The sequence below is a fragment of the Nitratireductor sp. XY-223 genome (assembly GCF_004959855.1).
GTDB lineage: Bacteria > Pseudomonadota > Alphaproteobacteria > Rhizobiales > Rhizobiaceae > Hoeflea_A.
Genome location: NZ_SPNT01000001.1, coordinates 1,281,414 through 1,305,646 on the forward strand (window position 1 = coordinate 1,281,414; position 24,233 = coordinate 1,305,646).

23 protein-coding genes are annotated in these 24,233 nt (G+C 61.6%); 18 read left to right on the plus strand and 5 right to left on the minus strand.

The window, feature by feature from the left end:
• The first annotated feature begins 9 nt into the window (after nt 1-9).
• The 8 genes from E4M07_RS05810 (at nt 10) to E4M07_RS05845 (ending at nt 7,196) form a co-directional block, all read left to right on the plus strand.
• A complete protein-coding gene (locus E4M07_RS05810) occupies nt 10-249 on the plus strand; it encodes a GlsB/YeaQ/YmgE family stress response membrane protein (RefSeq protein ID WP_136657310.1) in 240 nt (79 codons plus the stop codon).
• A gap of 22 nt (nt 250-271) precedes the next feature.
• Nucleotides 272-1,237 carry a lipoyl synthase gene (lipA, locus tag E4M07_RS05815; RefSeq protein ID WP_136657311.1) on the plus strand — a complete coding sequence of 322 codons (966 nt, stop codon included), beginning with the start codon at nt 272-274 and terminating at the stop codon, nt 1,235-1,237.
• A gap of 15 nt (nt 1,238-1,252) precedes the next feature.
• The gene (locus E4M07_RS05820; RefSeq protein ID WP_136657312.1) at nt 1,253-1,699 is read left to right on the plus strand and encodes a type II toxin-antitoxin system RatA family toxin; all 447 of its coding nucleotides are present in this window, start codon (nt 1,253-1,255) and stop codon (nt 1,697-1,699) included.
• Nucleotides 1,700-1,927: 228 nt separating this feature from the next.
• Nucleotides 1,928-3,154: a 3-methyl-2-oxobutanoate dehydrogenase (2-methylpropanoyl-transferring) subunit alpha gene (locus E4M07_RS05825; protein WP_136657313.1), complete on the plus strand. Its 1,227-nt coding sequence runs from the start codon at nt 1,928-1,930 to the stop codon at nt 3,152-3,154.
• Nucleotides 3,155-3,156: 2 nt separating this feature from the next.
• Nucleotides 3,157-4,173, plus strand: coding sequence for an alpha-ketoacid dehydrogenase subunit beta (locus E4M07_RS05830; RefSeq protein ID WP_136657314.1), 1,017 nt, complete (start codon nt 3,157-3,159; stop codon nt 4,171-4,173).
• Nucleotides 4,173-5,489: a dihydrolipoamide acetyltransferase family protein gene (locus tag E4M07_RS05835; protein WP_136657315.1), complete on the plus strand. Its 1,317-nt coding sequence runs from the start codon at nt 4,173-4,175 to the stop codon at nt 5,487-5,489. Before E4M07_RS05830 ends, E4M07_RS05835 begins: the two co-directional genes overlap by 1 nt.
• Complete coding sequence (lpdA, locus tag E4M07_RS05840) at nt 5,490-6,884, plus strand: dihydrolipoyl dehydrogenase (RefSeq protein ID WP_136657316.1); 1,395 nt, start codon at nt 5,490-5,492, stop codon at nt 6,882-6,884. It begins immediately after the preceding gene.
• A gap of 33 nt (nt 6,885-6,917) precedes the next feature.
• On the plus strand, nt 6,918-7,196 hold the full coding sequence (locus E4M07_RS05845; RefSeq protein ID WP_136657317.1) for a hypothetical protein: 279 nt from the start codon (nt 6,918-6,920) through the stop codon (nt 7,194-7,196).
• A gap of 3 nt (nt 7,197-7,199) precedes the next feature.
• Here E4M07_RS05845 and E4M07_RS05850 read toward each other — a convergent pair whose 3' ends face one another.
• Nucleotides 7,200-7,682, minus strand: coding sequence for a CinA family protein (locus E4M07_RS05850; protein ID WP_136657318.1), 483 nt, complete (start codon nt 7,680-7,682; stop codon nt 7,200-7,202).
• Entirely contained in the window at nt 7,675-8,895 is a 1,221-nt protein-coding gene (locus E4M07_RS05855; protein WP_136657319.1) for a bifunctional 2-C-methyl-D-erythritol 4-phosphate cytidylyltransferase/2-C-methyl-D-erythritol 2,4-cyclodiphosphate synthase, read from the minus strand. The genes E4M07_RS05850 and E4M07_RS05855 overlap by 8 nt, the downstream gene beginning before the upstream one ends.
• A 152-nt stretch (nt 8,896-9,047) precedes the next feature.
• Between E4M07_RS05855 and dusB the strand changes: the two genes are divergently transcribed.
• The 9 genes from dusB (at nt 9,048) to hflX (ending at nt 21,092) form a co-directional block, all read left to right on the plus strand.
• Complete coding sequence (gene dusB, locus E4M07_RS05860) at nt 9,048-10,046, plus strand: tRNA dihydrouridine synthase DusB (protein ID WP_136657320.1); 999 nt, start codon at nt 9,048-9,050, stop codon at nt 10,044-10,046.
• The gene (locus tag E4M07_RS05865; protein ID WP_136657321.1) at nt 10,043-11,170 is read left to right on the plus strand and encodes a nitrogen regulation protein NR(II); all 1,128 of its coding nucleotides are present in this window, start codon (nt 10,043-10,045) and stop codon (nt 11,168-11,170) included. Before dusB ends, E4M07_RS05865 begins: the two co-directional genes overlap by 4 nt.
• Before the next feature lie 2 nt (nt 11,171-11,172).
• Nucleotides 11,173-12,627: a nitrogen regulation protein NR(I) gene (ntrC, locus tag E4M07_RS05870; RefSeq protein ID WP_136657322.1), complete on the plus strand. Its 1,455-nt coding sequence runs from the start codon at nt 11,173-11,175 to the stop codon at nt 12,625-12,627.
• Nucleotides 12,628-12,732: 105 nt separating this feature from the next.
• Entirely contained in the window at nt 12,733-15,009 is a 2,277-nt protein-coding gene (locus tag E4M07_RS05875; RefSeq protein WP_136657323.1) for a PAS domain-containing sensor histidine kinase, read from the plus strand.
• The gene (locus tag E4M07_RS05880; RefSeq protein ID WP_136657324.1) at nt 14,999-16,363 is read left to right on the plus strand and encodes a sigma-54 dependent transcriptional regulator; all 1,365 of its coding nucleotides are present in this window, start codon (nt 14,999-15,001) and stop codon (nt 16,361-16,363) included. Before E4M07_RS05875 ends, E4M07_RS05880 begins: the two co-directional genes overlap by 11 nt.
• Before the next feature lie 48 nt (nt 16,364-16,411).
• Nucleotides 16,412-17,788: a Trk system potassium transporter TrkA gene (trkA, locus tag E4M07_RS05885; RefSeq protein WP_136657325.1), complete on the plus strand. Its 1,377-nt coding sequence runs from the start codon at nt 16,412-16,414 to the stop codon at nt 17,786-17,788.
• A gap of 6 nt (nt 17,789-17,794) precedes the next feature.
• Entirely contained in the window at nt 17,795-19,270 is a 1,476-nt protein-coding gene (locus tag E4M07_RS05890) for a TrkH family potassium uptake protein (protein ID WP_136657326.1), read from the plus strand.
• A 198-nt stretch (nt 19,271-19,468) separates the two neighbouring features.
• Nucleotides 19,469-19,717 carry an RNA chaperone Hfq gene (gene hfq / locus E4M07_RS05895; protein WP_136657327.1) on the plus strand — a complete coding sequence of 83 codons (249 nt, stop codon included), beginning with the start codon at nt 19,469-19,471 and terminating at the stop codon, nt 19,715-19,717.
• Between the two features lie 22 nt (nt 19,718-19,739).
• Nucleotides 19,740-21,092 (plus strand): GTPase HflX, encoded by a 1,353-nt coding sequence (hflX, locus tag E4M07_RS05900; protein ID WP_136657515.1) that lies wholly within the window; start codon nt 19,740-19,742, stop codon nt 21,090-21,092.
• A gap of 18 nt (nt 21,093-21,110) precedes the next feature.
• Here hflX and E4M07_RS05905 read toward each other — a convergent pair whose 3' ends face one another.
• Together E4M07_RS05905 and mazG are read right to left on the minus strand one after the other, a co-directional pair.
• Complete coding sequence (locus tag E4M07_RS05905) at nt 21,111-21,521, minus strand: GFA family protein (RefSeq protein ID WP_136657328.1); 411 nt, start codon at nt 21,519-21,521, stop codon at nt 21,111-21,113.
• Nucleotides 21,522-21,561: 40 nt separating this feature from the next.
• Nucleotides 21,562-22,383: a nucleoside triphosphate pyrophosphohydrolase gene (mazG, locus tag E4M07_RS05910; RefSeq protein WP_136657329.1), complete on the minus strand. Its 822-nt coding sequence runs from the start codon at nt 22,381-22,383 to the stop codon at nt 21,562-21,564.
• Nucleotides 22,384-22,478: 95 nt separating this feature from the next.
• On the opposite strand from mazG, the gene E4M07_RS05915 reads away from it, so the two are divergent.
• Nucleotides 22,479-23,147, plus strand: coding sequence for a YiiX/YebB-like N1pC/P60 family cysteine hydrolase (locus E4M07_RS05915; RefSeq protein WP_169054100.1), 669 nt, complete (start codon nt 22,479-22,481; stop codon nt 23,145-23,147).
• Nucleotides 23,148-23,253: 106 nt separating this feature from the next.
• On the opposite strand, the gene E4M07_RS05920 is transcribed toward E4M07_RS05915, so the two are convergent.
• Nucleotides 23,254-24,222 carry an alpha/beta fold hydrolase gene (locus tag E4M07_RS05920; protein ID WP_136657331.1) on the minus strand — a complete coding sequence of 323 codons (969 nt, stop codon included), beginning with the start codon at nt 24,220-24,222 and terminating at the stop codon, nt 23,254-23,256.
• Between the last annotated feature and the right edge of the window lie 11 nt (nt 24,223-24,233).

Below are 24,233 nucleotides of genomic sequence, written 5' to 3' on the forward strand. Positions count from 1 at the left end.
AGAGCGGATATGGGCTGGTTGGCATTTCTCGTGATTGGTCTGATCGCCGGTTTCATTGCCGAGAAGGTCATGAACAGGAACCACGGGCTGATCAAGAACCTGGTTGTCGGCGTCATCGGCGCTGTCGTGGGCGGATATCTGGCGCCGCTGGTCGGTATTTCATATGGCGGTTTCGTCGGGACGCTGATCGTTGCGACCGTCGGCGCTATTATCGTGCTTTGGCTGTTCGCACTTCTGGCGGGCCGCTGACGCAGATTTAAGGACACTCGAGATGGTCACTGTTGTCGATACGGTTGCGCGCGAGCCGCGCGTGCGCCACCCGGAGAAGGCCCACCGGCCCGACAACGAGGTCGCGCGCAAGCCCGACTGGATCCGGGTCAAGGCGCCGACGTCCAAGGGCTACCTGGAAACCCGCGACATTGTGAAATCCAACAACCTGGTGACCGTCTGCGAGGAGGCCGGCTGCCCGAATATCGGCAGTTGCTGGCAGCAAAAGCACGCCAGCTTCATGATCATGGGTGAAATCTGCACCCGCGCCTGCGCCTTCTGCAACGTCTCTACCGGACGCCCGACGGCACTGGATCCGAACGAACCCGAGAACGTTGCCAAGGCCGTCCATCAGATGGGCCTCAAGCATGTGGTCGTCACATCGGTCGACCGGGACGATCTTGCCGACGGCGGCGCACAGCATTTCGTCGAGACGATCCGCGCGATCCGCGAGGCTTCGCCGGAAACGACCATCGAGATCCTGACGCCCGATTTCCTGCGCAAGGACGGCGCGCTGGAAACCGTCGTCGCAGCACGTCCGGACGTCTTCAACCACAATCTGGAAACCGTGCCGTCCAACTATCTGACGGTGCGGCCGGGCGCCCGCTACTTCCACTCGATCCGGCTCCTGCAGCGGGTCAAGGAACTCGATCCGGACATGTTCACGAAATCCGGGATCATGGTCGGGCTCGGCGAGGAGCGCAACGAGGTGCTCCAGCTCATGGACGACCTGCGCGTCGCCGACGTCGATTTCCTGACCATCGGTCAGTATCTGCAGCCGACGCGCAAGCACCACAAGGTGGAGAAGTTCGTCACGCCGGACGAGTTCAAGTCTTACGAGACGATCGCCTATTCCAAGGGTTTCCTTATGGTGTCGGCGAGCCCGCTGACGCGCTCGTCCCACCATGCCGGCGACGACTTCGCCAAGCTGCAGGCCGCGCGTGCGGAGCGGCGCGGCCTTTCGATCTAGCAGACCCCTCGCGACATGCCGAAATTCGACACCAAGCGATTTGTCGCCCACACACCGGAGCACATGTTCGCGCTTGTCGCCGATGTCGAGAAATATCCCGAATTCCTGCCTTTGTGCGACGCGCTGAAGGTCCGCAACCGCAAGGAACGCGGCACCAAGACGCTGCTGGTTGCCGACATGACCGTCGGCTACAAGGCCATCCGGGAGACGTTTACCAGCCAGGTGCTGCTGAGCCCGGAGGACTCCGTCATCGATGTCAAATATCTCGACGGACCGTTCCGGTATCTCAACAACCGCTGGGGATTCGAGCCCGCGGGCAACGGCGGCTGCGACGTCTCCTTTCACATCGATTACGAGTTCAAGAGCCGCATGCTGGGTGCCGTGATGGGCACGATGTTCGACCGGGCGTTCCATAAATTCGCCGAGGCATTCGAACAGCGCGCCGACGCGATTTACGGCTGATTTCATGCTGCAGCGCACAATTGCTGCGAGCGCGCGAAACGAAAAAACAAAACGGGCGGCTTTCGCGCAATTTCCGTAACGACCATCCACAGGTCGCGCCATATACAATCCAATTTCAAAGGCGCTATTGTCGGGTGTGCCCAACCGGCGCATCATATAGGTCAGTATTGTTGTCGTAATTAACGGTTGCCGGCGCCGAGGCGCGGCTCACCAGAAAGCGAGACACCTATGAACGACTACGGACCGCTTTCCTTCAAAGTGCCCGAACCACCGGTCCGCCCGGGCGACGAACCGGATTTTTCAGATTTCGAGGTGCCGAAGGCGGGCACCGTCCGCAAGCCCGGTGTCGATACCGACGCCAATGACATCAAGGATCTGGCGACGACGATGATCCGGGTGCTGAGCCGCGAAGGTGAAGCCGTCGGGCCATGGGCCGAAGAGATTGACAAGGAGACATTGCTGCACGGGCTGCGGTCCATGCTGCGCACACGCGCATTCGACGAGCGGATGATGACGCTGCAGCGTCAGGGGAAGACCTCCTTCTACATGAAATGCACCGGTGAGGAGGCGATCGCCATCGGCCAGCAGCTCGCGCTGTCCGAGGGCGACATGAATTTTCCGACCTACAGACAGCAGGGGTTGCTCCTGTGCCAGGACTACCCCGTGGTCGACATGATCTGCCAGAACCTCTCCAATGCGCGGGATCCGCTGCACGGCCGGCAACTGCCGGTGCTCTATTCCTCTAAGAAGCACGGCTTCTTCACCATCTCCGGCAATCTCGGGACGCAATACATCCACGCCGTCGGCTGGGCGATGGCATCCGCCATCAAGGGCGACACGAAAATCGCGGCGGCCTGGATCGGTGACGGATCGACCGCGGAAAGCGATTTCCACGCGGCGCTGGTCAATGCTTCGGTCTACCAGCCGCCGGTGGTGCTGAACATCGTCAATAACCAGTGGGCGATTTCGTCATTCCAGGGGATCGCCGGCGGTGACCAGGCGACCTTTGCCGAACGCGCGCTCGGCTATGGCATCCCGTCCCTGCGGGTGGACGGCAATGATTTCATGGCGGTTCACGCCGTTTCCAAATGGGCGATCGAGCGGGCCCGGCGCAATCTCGGGCCGACGATGATCGAGTGGGTCACCTATCGGGTGGCGCCGCATTCGACATCGGACGATCCGAGCAAGTACCGACCGCGCGAGGAATCGGCGGCCTGGCCGCTCGGCGATCCGGTTCTCAGGCTCAAGAACCATCTGATCAAAATCGGCCTGTGGACCGAAGAACGGCACACCCAGGCGGAAGCCGAGTTCGACGAGGAAATGCGCGTCGCCGCCAAGGAGGCCGAATCCTACGGCGTCATGGGCGGCGGAGCGAGCGCCCGCGATATCTTCGAGGACGTCTACAAGGAAATGCCGCCGCACCTGATCGCACAACGCCAGAAGCTGGGGGTGTGACCATGGTCCAGATGACGATGATCGAGGCCATCCGCAGCGCCATGGACGTGACGATGGAACGTGACGAGAATGTCGTGGTGTTCGGCGAGGACGTCGGCTATTTCGGCGGCGTGTTCCGCTGCACGGCCGGCTTGCAGAAGAAGTACGGCGCCTCGCGCGTTTTCGACAGTCCGATCAACGAGAGCGGCATTGTCGGCGCCGGCATCGGCATGGCGGTCTACGGCCTGCGGCCTTGTATCGAGGTCCAGTTCGCCGACTATATCTACCCGGCCTACGACCAGATCGTATCGGAGGCGGCGCGTATCCGTTACCGCTCCGCCGGCGACTTCACGGCGCCGATCACCATCCGCAGCCCCGTCGGCGGCGGCATCTTCGGCGGCCAGACGCACAGCCAGAGCCCCGAGGCGCTGTTCACGCATGTTTCGGGACTGAAAACCGTCGTTCCTTCAACACCTTATGATGCAAAGGGCCTTTTGATCGCCTCCATTGAAGATGACGATCCGGTTGTGTTCTTCGAGCACAAACGGCTTTACAACGGGCCGTTCGACGGCCACCACGAGCGCCCCGCGCAGAACTGGACGACCCATCCGCTCGGCAACGTGCCGGAGGGGCACTACACGCTGCCGATCGGCAAGGCGGCGATCCGGCGGGAAGGCAGCGCGGCTACCATCGTGACCTACGGAACCATGTGCTTTGTCGCCGAGGCCGCTGTCCAGGAGACCGGGATCGACGCCGAGATCATCGACCTTCGGACGCTGCTGCCGCTGGATATCGAAACGATCGCCCAATCGGTCACGAAAACCGGCCGCTGCATGGTGCTGCACGAGGCGACGCTCACCTCCGGGTTCGGCGCGGAGATTGCTGCGCAGGTCCAGGAGAACTGCTTTTACAGCCTCGAGGCACCGATCCTGCGCGTGACCGGATGGGACACGCCCTATCCGCATGCGCAGGAGTGGGACTATTTTCCGGGACCGGCACGTGTCGGCCGTGAACTCAAAGAGCTGACGGAGGCGATGTGATGGGCGTCCACACGATCAAGATGCCGGATGTCGGCGAGGGTATCACCGAAGCCGAGATCGTCGAATGGAACGTTTCGGTCGGCGACACCGTGCGTGAGGACGATGTGCTTGCGGCGGTGATGACGGACAAGGCGACCGTCGAGATCCCGTCGCCGGTCGAGGGAAAGATCGTCTCGATCGAGGGCGAGGTCGGCCAGATGACGGCGGTCGGCTCGGCCATCGTCTCGATTGAGGTCGAGGGCGCAGGCAACAGCCCGGTGGAAAAGGCGCCACCGCCGCCCGCCGCGAAAGAACCGCCCCCGGTGGCGGAAGCGAGCGAAGAGGCGGCCGAGGCACCGGTCGAAGCCGCACCTGCGAAAGCAGAGCCTGCTCGGCCTGCCGCTGCAGGCCCGGCACCGGCCGCACCGCGAAGGGTGCCGGCGACGAACGGGCCGCCGCGGCCGGAAGGCGAGAGGCCGCTGGCCGCGCCCAGCGTGCGGAAGCGGGCCATGGATGCCGGCATCGAACTGGTCTATGTGCGCGGCAGCGGTCCCGCCGGCCGCATCCTCAGCGAAGACCTGGACGCCTATATCGCCGGCAAGGCGGAACCGGTAACGAGCTCGTTCCAGCCAAACAATACGATCACCGAGACCAAGGTCATCGGATTGCGGCGCAAGATCGCCGAGCGGCTTCAGGACGCGAAGAAACGCATTCCGCACATCACCTATGTCGACGAGGTGGACATGACGGAACTCGAGGAGCTCCGTCATCACCTCAACGAGACGCGGCGTCCGGACCAGCCGAAGCTGACGCTTCTGCCGTTCATCATGCGCGCCATGGTCAAGGCGCTGCGGACCTACCCGAAACTCAGTGCCCATTTCGACGATGAGGCGGGCATCCTGCGCGAGTTCGGCGCCGCCCATATCGGCATGGCGGTGCAGACGGCCAACGGGCTGATGGTGGCCGTCGTGCGCAACGCCGAGGCGCGCGATATCTGGAACCTCGCGGAAGAGGCGCAGAGGCTGGCCGCCGCGGCGCGGGACGGGACGATCACCCGCGAGGAACTGACCGGATCGACGATCACGCTGACCAGTCTCGGCAGCATCGGCGGCATTGTCTCGACGCCGGTGATCAACAGTCCGGAAGTGGCGATTGTCGGCGTCAACAAGATCGCCATGCGGCCGGTCTACCAGGACGGCGCCTTCGTGCCGCGCAAGATCATGAACCTGTCGTCATCGTTCGATCACCGGATCGTCGACGGCTGGGACGCGGCCGAGTTCATACAGCACATTCGCCGTTCGCTGGAAACGCCGGCAACTCTCTTCATGGAGCCGTAAATGAATTATCTGTCCTGCGAAGTGCTGGTCATCGGCGGCGGTCCGGGCGGCTACGTGGCGGCCATCCGTGCCGGCCAGCTGGGGCTCGATACGATCCTGGTCGAGAAGAAATCGGTCGGCGGCACGTGCCTGAATGTCGGCTGCATTCCCTCCAAGGCCATCATCCATGTCGCCGACGAATTCGAACAGGCCGTCAAGGCATCGAAAGGCGAGGCACACGGCTATTCGGTCAAGGACCCGGTCCTCGACCTGGTCGGCGCCATGGAATGGAAGGACGGCATTGTCGGCCAATTGAACCGGGGCGTCGAGGCACTGCTGAAGAAGGCGGGCGTAACCGTCATCAACGGCCAGGCCCGCATGCGTGACGGCAAGACCTGCAGCATTGCCGGCGAAAAGGAAAACACGCAGATCAAGGCCAAGTTCGTGGTGCTCGCGCCGGGTTCGGAACCGATCGAACTCGAAGCGCTGCCATTCGGAGGCAACGTCATATCCTCGACCCAGGCCTTGAAGCTGGAGGAGCTGCCGAAACGGCTCGTTGTCGTCGGCGGCGGCTATATCGGGTTGGAACTCGGCACCGCATTCGCCAAGATGGGCTCGAAGGTGACCGTGCTCGAGGCGACGGACCGGCTGCTGCCGCAATACGACAAGGAAATCGGCACGGCTGTCACCCGGCAACTGAAGAAGCTCGGCGTGGATGTCCATCTCAACACCTATGCGGGCGGCATGAACAAGAAGGGCACAGCGCTGGAAGCGACCGGCCCTGACAGCAAGTCATTCACCGTCGACGCGGACAAGGTACTCGTGACCGTGGGGCGGAAACCACGCCTCGACGGCTGGGGGCTGCGGGAGCTGCAGCTGACGATGAACAACGGTTTCCTCGCCATCGACGAGGAGTGCAGAACGTCCATGACCGATGTATTTGCCATCGGCGATGTGACCGGCGAGCCGATGCTGGCGCACCGTGCGATGGCCCAGGGCGAGGTGGTCGCCGAGCTGATCGCCGGCAAGCGCCGGACATTTGAACCGGCGGCGATCCCCGCGGTCTGCTTTACCGATCCCGAGGTGGTTTCCGTCGGTCTTTCGCCCGAAGAGGCCCGCGAAGCGGGCCACGAGGTCGCGGTGGGCAAGTTCCCGCTGCCGGTCAACGGGCGGGCGATGACGCTCGGCGCTGAATCCGGCTTCGTGCGGGTTGTCGCGCGCAAGGACAATGAGCTGGTGCTCGGTATCCAGGCCGTCGGCAAGAATGTTTCCGAATTTGCGTCGTCCTTCGCGCTGGCCCTCGAAATGGGCGCTTGCCTCGAGGATATCGCGTCGACCATCCACGCCCATCCGACGCAGGGCGAGGGCATTCAGGAGGCCGCCATGCTTGCGCTCGGCCACGGGTTGCATATCTAAGACAATAGGCCACCCGGATCACTGGAGGACGCGATGCGTTTGATGCTGAAATTCACGATACCCGTCGAAAAAGGCAACCAGGCCGAGAAGGACGGCACGCTCGGGCCGGCCATCGCCAGGCTGGTCGAAACCGTCAAGGCCGAGGCGTCCTATTTCGCGCTCGAGGACGGCAAACGCATGGGCATCGTGATTTTCGAAGAGTCCGACCAGGCGCGCATGCCTGTTATCAACGAGCCGCTCTTTGCGGCCCTCGATGCGTCCATCGAGATTCAGCCGGTTCTCAACGCCGAGGACCTGCAAAGGGCGCTGTAGGCGTCAAAGCGCCTTGATCAACGCCTCCAGGGCCTTCTTGACCGTTGCCTCGCGGATATAAGCGCGGCCAAGGTCGTCGAACCTCAACTCCGTATGTTCGGTCGCGCCGTTGCGGCGCGCGAGTGCCATATGAACCAGCCCGACGGGTTTTTCGACGGTGCCGCCGTCTGGACCGGCAATGCCGGTGACGGATACCGCGTAGTCGGATTTTGAGCGGGCGAGGGCGCCTTCCGCCATTTCGACCGCGGTCTCGCGGGATACGGCGCCGTGGGCCTGCAGCGTGGCAACGGAGACACCGATCATCTCTTCCTTGGCTTCGTTCGAATAGGTGACAAAGCCGCGATCGAGCACGGCCGAGGAGCCGGGGATTTCGGTTATCGTCGCGGCGATCAGGCCACCGGTGCAGGATTCGGCGGTGGCCACCATTTTGCCGGCCCGGGTCATGTCAAGAACGAGGCTTTGCGCCATGCCTGCCAGATCAGCCATTGTCGGTGCTCCTGTAAACGACGGTCGCCGTGGCAATGGCGGCTATGCCCTCGCGCCGGCCGACAAACCCGATTTTCTCGTTCGTGGTCGCCTTCACCGAACACCTGTCGACGGCAATGCCGAGAACCTCGGCGAGGCTGTGACGCATGGCATCGCGGTGCGGTCCGATCTTCGGCGCTTCGCAAATCAACGTGACGTCCGCGTTCATGACCGAACCGCCTGCCGATGCGACGATATCGGCGGCATGTTTGAGGAAGATGCGCGAGGGCGCGCCGGCCCATTGCGGATCGCTCGGCGGAAAATGATCGCCGATATCGCCCGCGCCGCACGTCGCCAGCAGGGCGTCGGTCAGGGCATGAAATGCGACATCCGCGTCGGAATGTCCGGATAGCGCCTGGTCGTGCGGAATTTCGATGCCGCACAATATCACGCGATCGCCCGCAACAAGCGCGTGGACATCATAGCCGTTGCCGGTGCGGACATCGGGCAGTCCCGCCGTGTATTCACGAGACTTCAGTTTCTCATCGGCCACGGTCATATCCCTCGCGGTCGTCAGTTTCACATTGTCCGGTTCGCCATCGACCAGCGCGACGGACAGTCCGGACCATTCGGCGATGCTGGCGTCGTCCGTGAAATCGGACATGTTTGCCCCGGCCGCGGCATGGTGGGCATCGAGGATTGCGGAGTAGGCGAAGCCCTGCGGCGTCTGGGCGCCGTAGAGACCGGTTCGCGATATCGTGCCGTCGACATGTTCGCCGGTGATCGATTTCTTCAACGTGTCAGCCACGGCGACCACCGGCAATGCCGCCTGTTCACCGCTTTCCAGCGCCTCGACAACGCGGTCGATCACGGCGCTGCTGACAAACGGGCGAACGCCGTCATGGACGAGGACATGGGCGAGTTCCGCTTCCTCGAGGGCCTCCAGGCCCCGGAGGACCGATTGCTGCCGCTCGGCGCCGCCTTCCACGACGATCAGGCTGGAACGTGCGTTTGTTTGCTCGGCGGAGCGGGAAAGGAGCGCATGATCGTCCGGATGAATAACAACGGCGATCTGTCCGATGCGCGGGTGATTCTGAAACGCTTCGAGCGTCCATGCGAGAACCGCGCGTCCGCCGATGGAACGGTACTGTTTCGGACCATCCTCGGGGTTTCCGGCGCGCTCGCCGCGTCCGGCGGCGACGATGACCGCTCCAATGCTTCCGGTTTCCGACATGTTCGCCAACTACGTTTGGACAAAGCCTGCCTGCTGTAGCCGTCCCGCGCTGTTTTGACCAGCATCCTTTCTGGTGATCTGTCTTGTTTTTTGTTGGCGAATGCATAAAAACTATGCAAGGATGAGCAGTGCCTCTTTTTCGTGCATGTGAAATGATTGAACAACCTTTCAATATCGGAAACGTCGAAATCCGCAACCGGGCCGTTCTGGCCCCGATGTCGGGTATCAGCGACCTGCCGTTTCGAAGGCTGGCCTGGCGCCATGGCGCCGGCCTCGTGGTCACCGAAATGGTGGCCAGCCGGGAACTGGTGTGCGACCGCAAGGAATCGTGGTCGCGGCTCAGGGGCGAGGGCATTTCACCGCACATGGTCCAGCTTGCCGGCAGGGAAGCCAGATGGATGGACGAGGCGGCGCGGATCGCCGAGGCCAACGGCGCCGACATCATCGACATCAACATGGGCTGCCCCGCGAAAAAGGTGACCGGCGGTTATTCCGGGTCGGCACTGATGCGCGATCTCGATCACGCCATCGAACTCATTGATGCGACGGTACGCGCCGTCAGCGTTCCGGTGACAGTGAAGATGCGCCTCGGTTGGGACGAAAGCTCGATCAACGCGCCGGAACTGGCGCGACGGGCCGAGCAATCGGGTGCCCGGATGATCACGGTCCACGGGCGCACCCGCAGTCAGTTCTACAAGGGCCGCGCGGACTGGGCCGCCATCCGCGCCGTGCGCGAGGCCATCTCGGTCCCGCTCGTTGCCAATGGCGATGTCGAATCGAGACGGGACATGGAACGAATCGTCTCCTTGAGTGGCGCGGACGCCGTCATGGTCGGGCGCGGGGCCCAGGGCAGGCCGTGGCTGGTCGGTCAGCTTGCCGGTCATGACAGTGCACCGAGCTCGCCGGACGCGATACTCGATCTTGTGATCGAGCACTACGCCATGAATCTGGAACACCACGGGCCGGAGGTCGGCGTCCGGCATTTCCGCAAGCATCTCGGCTGGTATCTGGCACTGCACGCAAGTGATTGCCCGTCGGACCTGAAGGCGCGGATCATGACCGGCACGGACCACGAGGCCGTTGTCCGCGATCTGCGACAGGCATTCGACACACGGTGCGACGGGATTCAACCCGGCAGGGCAGCCGCATGACAACACTGCAGGCGAAGGAAGCCGGCCTTGTCGGCGAGGCGGCGAGTGTCGTGTTGGACGCCATCCGGCACCCTGTCATCATGATCGACGAGGCGAGCCACATCTCCTACGCCAACGGGGAGGCGGAATCGTTTTTCGGTGCAAGCCGCGCGCAGCTTTCGAGCCGCAAGCTCGATACCTATATTCCGTTCGGCAGTCCGCTTCTCGCCCTGATCGACCAGGTGCGCGAACGCCGCGCGCCGGTCAATGAATACCGGGTCGACGTGAGTTCCCCGAAACTCGGAAGCGACCGGCTTGTCGACCTTTACGTCGCGCCCGTGACCGACCAGAACGGGTCCGTCGTCGTGCTGTTCCAGGAACGCTCCATGGCCGACAAGATCGACCGCCAGCTGACGCATCGCTCGGCCGCCCGTTCGGTGACCGGTCTTGCGTCGATGCTCGCCCATGAAATCAAGAATCCTCTTTCGGGCATCAGGGGCGCATCGCAATTGCTCGAGGCCTCGGTGACGGACGAGGACCGGGCGCTGACGCGGCTGATCAGGGATGAGACCGACCGGATCGTATCCCTTGTCGACCGGATGGAGATATTTTCCGATGAACGGCCCGTCGACCGGGAGCCGGTCAACATCCACGCCGTCCTCGACCACGTGAAGGCCGTTGCCTCCGCGGGCTTCGCCAAGAAGATCAAGATCGTCGAGAACTACGATCCATCCCTGCCGCCGGTTTTCGCGAACCGGGACCAGCTGGTTCAGGTTTTTCTCAACCTCATCAAAAATGCGAGCGAGGCCCTGACGTCGCAGTCCAACGGCGAGATAACCCTGACGACCGCTTACCGCCCGGGCATCCGGCTGTCCATTCCGGGCGCCAGCGAGCGCGTGTCGCTGCCGCTGGAATTCTGCGTGCAGGACAACGGGCCGGGCGTTCCCTCCGACATCCTGCAGCACCTGTTCGATCCGTTCATCACCACCAAGATCAACGGCTCGGGGCTCGGCCTGGCGCTGGTCGCCAAAATCGTCGGCGACCACGGTGGAATCGTCGAATGCGACAGCCAGAACGACCGAACGACGTTCCGCATCCTCATGCCCGCTTCCAAAGACGAAAATGCAACGGCCGGAGAGACATAGAGATGAGCAAAGCAACCATACTGGTCGCCGACGATGATGCGGCGATCCGGACGGTGCTCAACCAGGCGCTGTCACGGGCCGGCTATCATGTGCGCATCACCTCCAATGCCGCGACATTGTGGCGTTGGGTAGCCGCCGGCGAAGGCGATCTCGTTGTGACCGACGTGGTGATGCCCGACGAGAACGCTTTCGATCTTCTGCCGCGAATCAAGAAGGCACGGCCGGACCTTCCCGTGCTGGTCATGAGTGCCCAGAACACCTTCATGACGGCGATCAAGGCATCGGAGCGCGGCGCCTATGAATATCTGCCGAAGCCGTTCGACCTGACGGAGATGATCGCGATCGTCGGCCGGGCATTGTCGGAACCCAAATCGGTTGCCAGCAGCGCGGATGATGATCTCGGCGAAGGTATGCCCCTGGTGGGCCGGTCGGCCGCAATGCAGGAAATCTACCGGGTGCTTGCACGTCTCATGCAGACGGACCTGACGCTGATGATTACCGGCGAATCAGGGACCGGCAAGGAACTGGTGGCCAGGGCGCTGCACGACTACGGCAAGCGCCGCAACGGCCCCTTCGTTGCCATCAACATGGCGGCCATTCCGCGGGACCTGATCGAATCGGAACTGTTCGGTCATGAAAAGGGCGCCTTCACCGGCGCGCAGACCCGTTCCAGCGGCCGTTTCGAACAGGCCGAGGGCGGCACGCTCTTCCTGGACGAGATCGGCGACATGCCGATGGATGCACAGACGCGGCTGCTGCGCGTGTTGCAGCAGGGCGAGTACACGACCGTGGGCGGCCGGACGCCGATCCGTACCGACGTGCGCATCGTGGCGGCGACGAACAAGGACCTGAAGACCTCGATCAATCAGGGCCTGTTTCGCGAGGATCTCTTTTATCGCCTCAATGTCGTGCCTTTGCGGCTTCCGCCTTTGCGTGACCGGGCGGAGGACATCCCTGACCTGGTGCGTCACTTCAGCAGCGAGGCGGAAAAGGAGGGGCTGCAGCCGAAGCGCTTCGAGGCCTCCGCGCTGGACAGGCTGAAGAGCTATCCGTGGCCGGGCAATGTGCGCGAGCTCGAGAATTTCGTCCGCCGAATCACAGCGCTATACCCGCAGGATGCCATCACCGCGGAAATCGTCGAATCGGAGCTCAAAAGCGAGAGCGGCGGTGAGGCGGCGAGCGCCATCGGGGGGATCGGTGCCAATGCCACGATTTCCCAGGCGGTCGAGGACAATATGCGGCGCTATTTCGCCCAGTTCGGCTCCGAACTGCCGCCGCCGGGGCTTTACCACCGCGTCCTGGAAGAAGTCGAGCATCCGCTGGTTCTCGCGGCACTGACTGCAACCCAGGGAAATCAAATAAAGGCGGCTGAATTACTTGGCCTGAACAGAAATACTTTACGAAAAAAAATACGAGAACTTGGTGTTTCTGTTTACCGTGCTCCAAGAAGCGCTTGACCAACGCCCAGGACAGTTGCATTTTCGCCACAAAGCGTTGCAACAAGGCAACGCTGTGACAAGTCATGTCATAGAGCCAATGTGCGAGTAACTGCTGGGGATCCGATGACAGTCGGCGGCACAATTTCCTCTGCGGACGGGACATCGTCCCCTCCGCCTGCCCAAAAGGCCGATCGACGGAGACTGCTGGCGCTGCCAGGGGTCATTATCGTCGGTTGCGCGCTGGTGTGCGCCATTGTCTCATTTGTCATCCTGATGGGCCTGACGCCGATCGCGCCCCGCAATGAGGTGGTGCTGGCCGCTGTTATCGTCAACCTGATCTTCGTGCTCGCCCTGATCGGCCTTATCATGCGCGAGGTCGCCAATATTCTGGCAGCGCGCCGGCGCGGGCGGGCGGCATCGCGGCTTCATGTCCGCATAATCGGTTTGTTCAGCGTCGTTGCTATCTTGCCGGCGATCCTCGTTGCCATTGTCGCCAGCATCACGCTCGACATCGGCCTCGACCGCTGGTTTTCGCTGCGCACCAAGGAAATCGTCAATTCTTCGCTCAGCGTTGCCCAGGCCTATGTGAACGAGAACGCTCGGTACCTCCAGGGGCAGACCGTGTCCATGGCAAACGATCTCGATTCTGCGCGTACGCTCTACAGCCTCGACCGGACAGGCTTCAATGTGCTGGTCACAAGGCAGGCCATCGGCCGCGGACTTCTGGCTGCCAGCGTGATCAGGGAAGACGGCAGCGTTATCGTCAAAGCCGATATCAAGACGGACAATCCGCTGCCGGGTGTGCCGACGGGGGCGCTTACAGCGGCGGCGCGAGGCGAGCCGGCGCTAATCCCGCCGGGCTCGACCAATCTCGTGGGCGCGGTCATCAAGCTGCAGAACATCCCCGGTGCCTTCCTCTATACGATCCGTGCCGTCGATCCCAACGTGATCCGCTCGATGCGGCTGATGGAAGAGAACACCGAGGAATACCGCGCGCTGGAGGAGGACCGGCGGCCGATTCAGCTTGCCTTCGCAATCCTTTACCTCGGATTTGCGTTGATCGTCCTGCTTTCGGCGATCTGGACGGCGATTGCCGTTGCCGACCGCATCGTTCGTCCCATCCGGCAATTGATCGGCGCGGCAGACGATGTTGCCAGCGGCAATCTCGAAGTCAGCGTCCCGGTCAAGGCATCCGACGGAGATGTCGGTAATTTATCCAAGACATTCAATAATATGACCGAGGAACTTCGTGTTCAACGTGATGAAATTATCTCGGCGCGAGACGAAATGGACGAGCGCCGCCGGTTTACCGAAGCGGTGCTTTCGGGTGTCACGGCGGGTGTTATCGGCGTACACGATGACGGCTACATTTCCATTGCAAACCGGTCCGCCGAAATCATGCTGGGTGTCGATCAGGGCGCATTGGTCGGCAAGCAACTGTCGGATGTGGCGCCGGAGGTGGCGCCGGTGCTTGCCAGCGCGGCCATCTGGCACCGCCAGGAATACCGCAGCCAGATCACTGTCATGCGCAACGGCTCGGAGCGCACGCTCAACGTCCAGGCGACGCAGGAGCGCCCGCACCAGGGCATGGAGTCCTACGTCATCACGCTCGACGACATCACCGATCTGGTCATAGCGCAAAGGTCGACCGCCTGGGCCGAAGTGGCACGGCGCATCGCCCATGAGATCAAGAACCCGCTGACGCCGATCCAGTTGTCCGCCGAGCGCATCAAGCGGCGTTACGGCAAGCAGATTTCCGACGACGATCGGGACGTGTTCGATCAATGCACCGACACCATAGTCCGTCAGGTTGAGGACATTGGCCGGATGGTCGACGAGTTTTCCGCCTTTGCGCGTATGCCGAAGCCGGCGAAGGAGAAGCAGGATCTGCGTGAAATCCTGAAGGATGCGATCTTTCTTCGCGAAATGAGTCGCAATGACATCGAATTTGAACGCCAACTTGGTGAAGAACCGCTGACGGGTTTTTTCGATTCGCGCATGCTTGGGCAAGCATTCGGGAACCTGATCAAGAATGCCACGGAGGCGATTGATTCCGTCGGCGCGGATCTGGAACGCCAGGGGCGGAAGGTCCTGGTACGGGCCGCGCGTGGAGCGGACGGGATGATCCGGGTCGATGTCATGGACAACGGCAAGGGGCTTCCAGTGGAAAACCGCAACCGCATCTTGGAACCGTACATGACCATGCGGGAGAAGGGCACAGGCCTCGGTTTGGCCATTGTGAAGAAGATTATCGACGAACACGGCGGCGTGCTCGAACTGCACGACGCACCAAGGGAGTTCGATCCGGGCGGCGGTGCGATGATCCGCGTTGTCCTTCCGGCAGATCCCGAACAAAGCGGCTCAAATACGATGGGAGAAGTAGGGGCAGATGGCGTCTGACATTCTTGTTGTCGATGACGAGGAGGATATCCGGGAACTGGTTTCCGGTATTCTGTCCGATGAAGGGCACGAGGCACGCACCGCAGGAGACAGCGACAGCGCGCTGCGGGCGATCGCCGAGCGTGTTCCGCGGCTTGTGTTTCTCGATATATGGCTACAGGGAAGCCGGCTCGACGGGCTCGCGCTGCTGGATGAGATCAAGGCCAGGCACCCGCATTTGCCGGTGGTGATGATATCCGGACACGGGAACATCGAAACAGCGGTGTCTGCTATCCGGCGCGGCGCTTACGATTTCATCGAAAAGCCCTTCAAGGCGGACCGGCTGGTTCTGGTCGCGGAACGGGCGCTTGAGACATCCAACCTGAAAAGGGAGGTCGACGAGCTGAAGCGCCGGTCCGGCGATCCCGTCGACCTGACCGGAACCTCGGTTGCAATATCGCAGCTTCGGCAGCTTATCGAAAAGGTCGCGCCGACAAACAGCCGCGTAATGATCCTCGGGCCGTCCGGTTCCGGAAAGGAGCTGGTGGCACGGCTGATCCACAGGCACTCCTCCCGAAAGGATGGACCGTTTGTCGCGCTGAACGCCGCCGCAATCACGCCGGAGCGCATGGAAATCGCCCTGTTCGGCACGGAAACGGCAAACGGCCAGGAACGCAAGGTCGGCGCGCTCGAGGAGGCCCATGGCGGTATTCTCTACCTCGACGAGATCGCCGATATGCCGCAGGGGACGCAAAACAAGATCCTTCGGGTTCTCGTCGACCAGCAATTCGAACGCGTCGGCGGTTCGAAGCGCGTCAGTGTCGACATCAGGGTCATTTCATCCACGTCGCGCAATCTCGAGCACCTGATCGGCGAAGGCAATTTCCGCGAGGACCTTTATCACCGGCTTGCGGTGGTTCCGGTCCGGGTGCCCTCGCTGGCGGAACGGCGCGAGGACATCCCGTTCCTGGTCGACCAGTTCATGAAGCAGATCAGCGAACAGGTGGGCATCAAGGTGCGCCCCATCGGCGATGACGCCATGGCGGTCCTGCAGGCGCATGACTGGCCCGGGAACATTCGCCAGCTGCGGAACAATATCGAGCGGTTGATGATCCTGACGCGCAGCGATGCCAGCTGTGATGCCATCACGGCCGACATGCTTCCGAAGGAAATCGGGGAGATGCTTCCCAATGTGTCTGGTCAGGACGAAAACCACGTCATGACGCTGCCGCTGCGCGAAGCGCGCGAGCTTTTCGAGCGCGAATATCTCGTCGCCCAGATCAACCGGTTCGGCGGTAATATCTCGAAAACCGCGGAATTCGTCGGGATGGAACGGTCCGCTTTGCATAGAAAGCTGAAAACGCTTGGTCTATAAGATTCGCAAGGGACGAATTTTACCAGAGCGAGCTGAGGACCGGACGGCATGAAAGTGATCATCTGCGGGGCGGGGCGCGTCGGCTACGGTATTGCCGAGCGCCTTTCCACCGAAGACAACGACGTCTCGGTGATCGATACGTCGCCTCCGCTGATCCACGCCATCCGCGAATCGCTCGACGTGCGGGGATATGTCGGGCACGGCGCGCATCCGGAAGTGCTTGCCCAGGCCGGTGCCGACCAGGCCGACATGATCATCGCCGTAACCCTCTACGACGAAGTCAACATGGTGGCCTGCCAGGTGGCGCATTCCCTGTTCAATGTGCCGACGAAGATCGCCCGCATCCGGGCGCAAAGCTATCTTGCCTCGCACTATTCGGACCTTTTCTCGCGCGAGCACATGCCCATCGATGTCATCATCTCGCCCGAAATCGAGGTCGGCCAGATGGTGCTGCGGCGCATCGCGCTGCCCGGCGCCAACGACGCCGTGCGGTTTTCCGACGATTCCATCACGATGGTCGCCATCGAATGCCTCGAGGACTGCCCGGTCGTGAACACGCCGCTGGAGCAGCTTAGCGATCTTTTCCCGGACCTGACGGCGACCGTGGTCGGCGTGTGGCGCGACGGGCACCTGATCGTGCCGCATTCGTCCGATCAGCTGATCACCGGCGACCTGGCATTCGTGATTTGCGATCGCAACCACGTGCGGCGGACTCTCGGCCTGTTCGGGCACGAAGAACCGGAAGCGACGCGGATCGTGATTTCCGGCGGCGGCAATATCGGCTTCTTTGTCGCCAAAACGATCGAGGAGCGGCAGCCGCGCACGAAGGTCAAAATCATCGAGTACGACCGCGAGAGGGCGGTCAGCATTGCCGACGATCTCAGCCGTACGGTCGTGCTCAACGGCTCGTCGCTGGACCAGCAGATCCTGGTGGAGGCGGATATCCAGGATGCCGACCTGATGGTGGCGCTGACCAATGACGACCAGGTCAACATTCTGTCGAGCGTGATGGCCAAGCGCCTCGGCTGCAAGGCCAACCTCACGCTCATCAACAGCCCGGCATTCCTGGACTTCACCAAGACTTTGGGCATCGATGCCTCGGTCAATCCGCGGGCCGTGACGATATCGCGCATCCTGCAACATGTGCGGCGCGGGCGTATCCTGGCAGTGCACAGTATTCAACAGGGCGCGGCGGAGGTCATCGAGGCCGAAGCGCTTGAAACATCTCCGATTGTCGGAAGGGAACTTCGGGAACTGGATCTGCCGCATGGAATTCGCCTGGGTGCGCTCTATCGCGACGGCACGGTCATGCGCCCGGACGGGGACAGCAAGATCAAGACCGGAGACCGGGTGGTGCTGCTCGCCAAGGCGGACTCGGTTCGCCATGTCGAGCAGTTGTTCCGCGTCAGTCTCGAGTTTTTCTAGAGCATCATGGCCGGGGCAATATTCCTGATAACCATGGCGGTTTCCGGTTTGCTCGCGCTGCTGGTTCCGGCGATCCTCGTGGCCGTGGCGCATTCGGAGGTGGCGCTGGCGACCGACATGCTGCTGCTGTTCGCGGTAGGCAGCTTCGTGGCGGTGGCTGTCATCACGGCTTTGTCCGGCAGGGTCAAGAAGACTGAGCGGGCCTTTACCTACCTCGCACTGGTGGGCGTGTGGGCCGTGACGCCGTTGATTGCCGGGCTGTTCTATGTCGTGCTCGCGGAACTTCCTTTCCTGCCGGCCTGGTTCGAGGCCGTCGGCGCGCTGACCACTTCGGGCGCGACCGTGCTGGTGCGGGAAAACGCGCCCGCGGGCCTGCTGTTCTGGCGCAGTTCCACCGAATGGTATGGCGGGTTCCTCGCGCTAGCGTCGATCGTGCACGTCCTGGCGCCGGCCGGTTTCGGCGGCCTGCAGACCTCCGACAGCCGCATGCTCTCGGCCAATCCGGATCACGGGCTGTTCCGGCTGGAAACCTACGGAACGCTGGCGCTGCAGTACGGAATCATCACCGGTCTTGTCTTTTTCGGATTGATGGTGTTCGGCGTTAACCCGCTGAACGCGATGATGTTGAGCATGATCTCGGCAGCGACCGGCGGATTCCTGCCGTTCACCGGGCCGCTTGAGGAGAATATCGGCAGGGGTGCCGCGACGGTCATGGCGCTCGGCCTTTGCCTTGGAACGATGAGTGTCTTCTGGCGCCGCAACATCCTGCGCCGGCCCAAGCGGATCTTCCAGAACAATCTCGAGGCCACAATCGTCGTCGCCGTCATCCTGGCGCTCACAATCGCCTATGCGGCCCGCATACTGGACGTATCGGGCGGCTCGATGCGGGAAGGGCTCCTGGCGGCCCTGCAGGAGGGTTTCTTCACCGCGTCATCGCTGGTTGCTACGAGCGGCATTGAAACCCGACCGGGTGTCATCGCGTTGCTGCCGAGCGTCGTCGTGCTGGCGATCATTTTTGTCGGGGCAGGGGTCTATTCGACGTCCGGAGGCGTGAAGGTCTTCCGCATCGGCGCCATGTGGGTATACACGATCGCGGAACTCAACCGGCTGATCTATCCGAACAGCGTCGACCGCCACCGGTTCGGCGATCTCCTGATCGATCCCAAATCCATGCAGGCGATCTGGACCTATTTCATCATCGCCGTCCTTGTTGTCGGCACCGGTGCGATGCTGCTGGCCCTGACGGCAACGGGCTTCGAGGCGGCAATCGTCATGTCGGTCTCGTTCTTTTCCAACGCCAGTCCGGTCTACGACGCGCTTCGGCCGCTGGCGAGCGAAGCAACCTTGCAGGACTGGCCGACCTTTCAGGAACTTCCGCAAAAGATCACCTACGTGATCTCGATCCTGCTCATGACCATCGGCCGCCTGGAGGTGCTCGTCATATTCGCGGTCCTGAATATCCGCTATTGGTACAACCGGTAGCGACGGAGGTCACGAACGCTCAACCATAGCGTCAGACAGGCCGTTTTTAAGATTGCGGATTAGGTGTCGATTTGATAACCAACAAAGTGGTGTGTACTCGGAAGACAGACAGCTGATACGGAAAAATCGTCCCGCGATGGAGTTCAGGTACAGCCGTACAAGAAGAAAAAACCGGTAAGGACAAGGAAAACTGGCGCAATGGCGGAGCGTTCACAGAATCTGCAGGACCAATTTCTCAATACTGTCAGAAAACAAAAGGTACCCCTCACGATTTTCCTGATTAACGGCGTAAAGCTGACGGGCGTGGTCACATCTTTTGACAATTTCTGTGTTTTACTGCGCCGTGATGGCCATTCGCAGCTTGTCTACAAGCATGCGATCTCGACGATAATGCCGGGCCAGCCTATCCAGATGTTCGAAGGCGAAGAAGCGAGCCGTGAAGGCTGATCAAAGCAGACACGAAAACAGCATCGGAAACAACCAGACGGAAACGGACGGGCGATGGGATGCCACCCGCGCGCTTGTCATTGTTCCCGTCCTGAAATCCGTGTCGCCCGCATCGGGCGGCGGCGAGCAGATATCCCGGCTATCGCGCCCCGGTGAAACACGGCTCGCGGAGGCCGTCGGACTGGCCGAGGCGATCGAGCTCGACGTCGTGCATGCCGATATCGTGGCGCTGAACACGGTCCGCCCGGCAACGCTGATCGGTTCCGGCAAGGTGGATGAGATCGCCGGTCTCGTCGTCAGCCTCGATGCCGGTCTCGTCATCGTCGACCACCCGTTGACACCGGTGCAGCAGCGCAACCTCGAAAAAGCCTGGAAGGCCAAGGTCATCGACCGCACCGGCCTGATCCTCGAAATATTCGGCCGGCGGGCTTCCACCAAGGAAGGGGTGCTGCAGGTGCAGCTTGCCCATCTGAACTACCAGAAGGGCCGGCTGGTCCGAAGCTGGACGCACCTTGAGCGCCAGCGCGGCGGCGCCGGTTTCATGGGCGGGCCCGGTGAAACACAGATCGAGGCCGACAGGCGCATCCTGCAGGAAAAGATCGTCCGGCTGGAGCGCGAGCTGGAGCAGGTCAGGCGGACACGGCAACTGCACCGGGCCAAGCGCAAGAAAGTACCGCATCCGGTCGTTGCCCTGGTGGGCTACACGAATGCCGGCAAGTCTACACTGTTCAACACGATCACCGGCGCCGGCGTGCTTGCCGAGGACATGCTTTTCGCCACGCTCGACCCGACCCTGCGGCGCATGACGCTGCCGCACGGGCGCATGGTGATCCTGTCGGATACCGTTGGCTTTATCTCGGACCTTCCGACCCATCTGGTCGCCGCATTCCGTGCGACGCTTGAAGAGGTGCTCGAGGCCGACCTCGTCCTGCATGTGCGAGACATGTCCGATCCGGACAACCAGGCCCATTGCGCCGATGTCCTGCGCATTCTTAGCGAGCTTGGCGTCAACCGGCCGGGATCAAGTCCCACCGAAATCATAGAGGTGTGGAACAAGATCGATCTGCTGCCGCAGACGGCGGTCGACGACATGATCGGCAAGTCGGCCTCATCGGATCGTGTTGCCGCTGTTTCAGCGGTGACGGGCAAGGGCATCGACGGGCTGCTCGCCCTGATCGAGGAGACCCTGTCGGGTACGCTGCTCAGCGAAACCGTGGTGCTTCGCCCCAGGGAGCTGTCGCATATGGCGTGGCTCTACGACCATGCCAATGTGCTGGATCGCGACGACAAGGAGGACGGCAGTGTTGCGCTGGACCTGGAAATCACCCAGCACGAGATGGCCGAGTTCGAACGCCGCCGACGCGTTGCGTCGTAACACACTGTAATCGCATAATTATTCACTATAAGACGGTTCGTACGCGCACGTCCTCGCGCCTTCGGGAATGACAACGCCCTGGAGCTTTCGCGACGTCCAGATGTGGGTGGCGTCGGAAAGATCCGGCGGCGTGTCCAGCGTGCCGCCCTTGACGCTGACCCTGTCCGGCCAGTCGCGGCCGATATGCCAGAGACGGGTGCCGCAGTCGGGGCAGAAATAGCAGTCGAGAACCCCGCCGGAATCGGTCGGCCTTGACCACGTTTTCGGCGATCCCCGCAGCAGTTCCACATCCGGCCGGTGCATGAAGACTGAGATGCCGAACGCCGACGAAGACTGCCGCTGACACTCACGGCAGTGGCAGACATAGGTCTCAACGGGATTGCCGTTCAGCCTGAAACGGATGGCGCCGCACTGGCATTGTCCGTCCATGATACCCGCGTCCTTACGCGCATTTGTTCAGGGCAGGGACCTAGTCGTGCGCTTTGGCCTTGCCCCACAGGTCTTCCATGCGATCGAGCGTGGCGGCATTGATGTCCTCACCAGCATCATCGAGCGCTTTCTCGATGAACGAAAACCGGCGGCGGAATTTCGAATTGGTTCCGCGCAATGCCATTTCCGGGTCGATATCGACATGGCGACCCAGATTGACGAGCGCAAATACAAGGTCGCCGAACTCGCTGCCGACCTTGTCCTTTTCACCGTGCGCCAGGGCCGCTTTCAGCTCGGCGATTTCCTCCTCGATCTTATCGAGCACCGGCGCGGCATCGCTCCAGTCAAAGCCGACCTTTGCGGCCTTCTGCTGCAGCTTGATCGCCTCGGAGAGCGCGGGCAGGGCGCGGGGCACACCGTCAAGCAGGCCCGCCTCGTCACTCGGGTCCTTGCCGTGTTTCAGGCGCCGTTGAGTGCGCTCGGCCTTCTCCAGCGCCTTGATCTCTTCCCATTGGATCTTGACCCCTTCGGGCGTGTCTGCGGAAGAGACCGCGAAGACGTGCGGATGCCGTCGGATCATCTTGCGCGTGATGGCGTGAACGACATCGCCGAAATCAAATGCGCCGTCCTCCTCGGCCATGCGCGCGTGGAACACGACCTGCAGCAGCAGATCGCCAAGCTCGTCGCACAAATCGTCGAGGTCGTCGCGCTCGATTGCGTCCGCCACCTCGTAGGCTTCCTCGATCGTATAGGGCTTGATGGATTGAAAATCCTGCTCGACATCCCACGGGCAGCCAGATTGCGGATCGCGCAGCGCGGCCATGATTTCGATCAGGCGGTCGATATGTCGTGACGGTTCCATGGCCGCATCTTTAACGGAACCGGATGCCGATGGACAGCGGTAAGAAAGGCACCGGCGACAATTCACGGTGCAGCAAACAAGCCCGGGCCGTTTTCGTGACAATCACCACAGTCGTTTTCCTGATTATCCGGCACGATACGGAGATCGGGCAGGGAGGAACAACCATGGTAACGCAATACTCCGAACTTCGATCGCACCTCAAAACCGGCGATGTTGTGCTGTTTTCCGGCAAGGGCGGTCTCAGTGCCGGTATCAAATTCGCGACCGGATCCAAATGGTCGCATGTCGGCCTCGTCTACTTTCTTGAAGAGTACAATCTCATGGCGTTGTGGGAATCGACGACACTGTCGAAGTTCAAGGATATCGATACGGGCAAATACAACAAGGGCGTCCAGATCGTGCCCCTGAGCGAGCGCATCCGGACCTACGACGGCGAAGTCAATATCCGCCGTTTGAACAAAGCGTTGTCATCGGACCATCACGCGCAGCTCGTCGAGCTTCGCGAGCTCTACAAAGGCAAGCCGTATGAGCTCAATGAGATCGAGCTGATCAAGGCGGCTTTTGACGGTCCGTTCGGCGCGAACGAAGCGGACATTTCAAGTCTGTTCTGCAGCGAGCTTGTCGCCGATGCGTACCAGAAGCTCGGCATCCTGGACAAGACGCTGCCTGCGAATGAATACACGCCGTCGGATTTTTCCAGCGATACGGAAATAGATCTTCTAAGCGGATACGCTCTGGAGGAGGAGATCGCCGTGGCGGCCTAGACAGCGCCGGCGGCCATGTTCAGGGCAACGGATCTCCTTATCCAAAGATCGCATAAGATAGATTATGGAACTTATTGCTGTGCGCTGATATTGCGGTATTGGCGCCTCAGTGTTGCGACAACCAGTCGCCAAGGCGTTCCATGACGCCCTCGTCGAGCACAATGCCGAAGTGATCAAGCCCGTCGATCACCTGGGCCTGCTTGCCCAGCTTCGCAAACAGCGGCACGAATGCATCGGCGTCCAGCGCCTCGTCATCGCTTCCGACAAGGACGAGCGACTCCTCCGGCAACCCGGCGATGTCGCTTTCAAAGTCACGGTTCAGCGCAAAATTCGTCATCAGCCGCCAGGAGTAGCCAAGCGTTTCGGTGCCGTCGCGATATGGTTCCGGCAGATTGAAACGGATTGTCTCCAGGCCGTCGAGGACATGAATGCCGACATTGTTCAGCATCGACAATCCGATGATGCGCGGCAACGATATGTGCGCCCAGCCGGAGTCCGTTTCCGGCATGGTCGGTGCATCGGGTCCGAGAAACGGTGCAAGGCCGAAGAAACAGAAAATCAAGGATCCGTATTCACCGGATGCGTAGCGCATGGCGAGCGCGCCGCCGGACGAATGACCGCCGATGCAGATCCTGGCGTCCGGGCTGTCCTGCAGGATCAGCGCCGCCACTTCGTCGATATCGTCCTCGAGCTGGTCGACATAGTCCACGTCACCGCGCCTGTCTCCAGAACCGTGATGGCCACGGACATTCGGCACGTAGACATCTGCCACGCCGTTCGAAGCCAGATGGTCGGCCAGCGGCGCAAGATAAGCGCCGTGGTAGCCGGATCCGTGCAACAGGATCACTTTCAGATTGCTGTCTGACGGATAATGCGCGAGTGAAAGCGCCTGCCCGTCGCGCGCCTCGAACGTCTGCAGCGGTCTTGGCTGGACGCCGGAATCAGCGGATGGGAGCCGATCGAAATTGAGGCTCCTGGTGCTGCCGACACGCGGCCCGATCAACGTCAGTGAAAACGCGATGACCAGATAGATCACGGGTATTGCCAGGATCGGTATCCAGAATTTCCGGTGCATGGCAAACGTCC

Coding starts and splice junctions, on each gene's coding strand:
- E4M07_RS05810 (WP_136657310.1), top strand. CDS start 10: ATGGGCTGGTTGGCATTTCTCGTGATTGGTCTGATCGCCGGTTTCATT.
- lipA (WP_136657311.1), top strand. CDS start 272: ATGGTCACTGTTGTCGATACGGTTGCGCGCGAGCCGCGCGTGCGCCAC.
- E4M07_RS05820 (WP_136657312.1), top strand. CDS start 1,253: ATGCCGAAATTCGACACCAAGCGATTTGTCGCCCACACACCGGAGCAC.
- E4M07_RS05825 (WP_136657313.1), top strand. CDS start 1,928: ATGAACGACTACGGACCGCTTTCCTTCAAAGTGCCCGAACCACCGGTC.
- E4M07_RS05830 (WP_136657314.1), top strand. CDS start 3,157: ATGGTCCAGATGACGATGATCGAGGCCATCCGCAGCGCCATGGACGTG.
- E4M07_RS05835 (WP_136657315.1), top strand. CDS start 4,173: ATGGGCGTCCACACGATCAAGATGCCGGATGTCGGCGAGGGTATCACC.
- lpdA (WP_136657316.1), top strand. CDS start 5,490: ATGAATTATCTGTCCTGCGAAGTGCTGGTCATCGGCGGCGGTCCGGGC.
- E4M07_RS05845 (WP_136657317.1), top strand. CDS start 6,918: ATGCGTTTGATGCTGAAATTCACGATACCCGTCGAAAAAGGCAACCAG.
- E4M07_RS05850 (WP_136657318.1), bottom strand. CDS start 7,682: ATGGCTGATCTGGCAGGCATGGCGCAAAGCCTCGTTCTTGACATGACC.
- E4M07_RS05855 (WP_136657319.1), bottom strand. CDS start 8,895: ATGTCGGAAACCGGAAGCATTGGAGCGGTCATCGTCGCCGCCGGACGC.
- dusB (WP_136657320.1), top strand. CDS start 9,048: ATGATTGAACAACCTTTCAATATCGGAAACGTCGAAATCCGCAACCGG.
- E4M07_RS05865 (WP_136657321.1), top strand. CDS start 10,043: ATGACAACACTGCAGGCGAAGGAAGCCGGCCTTGTCGGCGAGGCGGCG.
- ntrC (WP_136657322.1), top strand. CDS start 11,173: ATGAGCAAAGCAACCATACTGGTCGCCGACGATGATGCGGCGATCCGG.
- E4M07_RS05875 (WP_136657323.1), top strand. CDS start 12,733: ATGACAGTCGGCGGCACAATTTCCTCTGCGGACGGGACATCGTCCCCT.
- E4M07_RS05880 (WP_136657324.1), top strand. CDS start 14,999: ATGGCGTCTGACATTCTTGTTGTCGATGACGAGGAGGATATCCGGGAA.
- trkA (WP_136657325.1), top strand. CDS start 16,412: ATGAAAGTGATCATCTGCGGGGCGGGGCGCGTCGGCTACGGTATTGCC.
- E4M07_RS05890 (WP_136657326.1), top strand. CDS start 17,795: ATGGCCGGGGCAATATTCCTGATAACCATGGCGGTTTCCGGTTTGCTC.
- hfq (WP_136657327.1), top strand. CDS start 19,469: ATGGCGGAGCGTTCACAGAATCTGCAGGACCAATTTCTCAATACTGTC.
- E4M07_RS05905 (WP_136657328.1), bottom strand. CDS start 21,521: ATGGACGGACAATGCCAGTGCGGCGCCATCCGTTTCAGGCTGAACGGC.
- mazG (WP_136657329.1), bottom strand. CDS start 22,383: ATGGAACCGTCACGACATATCGACCGCCTGATCGAAATCATGGCCGCG.
- E4M07_RS05920 (WP_136657331.1), bottom strand. CDS start 24,222: ATGCACCGGAAATTCTGGATACCGATCCTGGCAATACCCGTGATCTAT.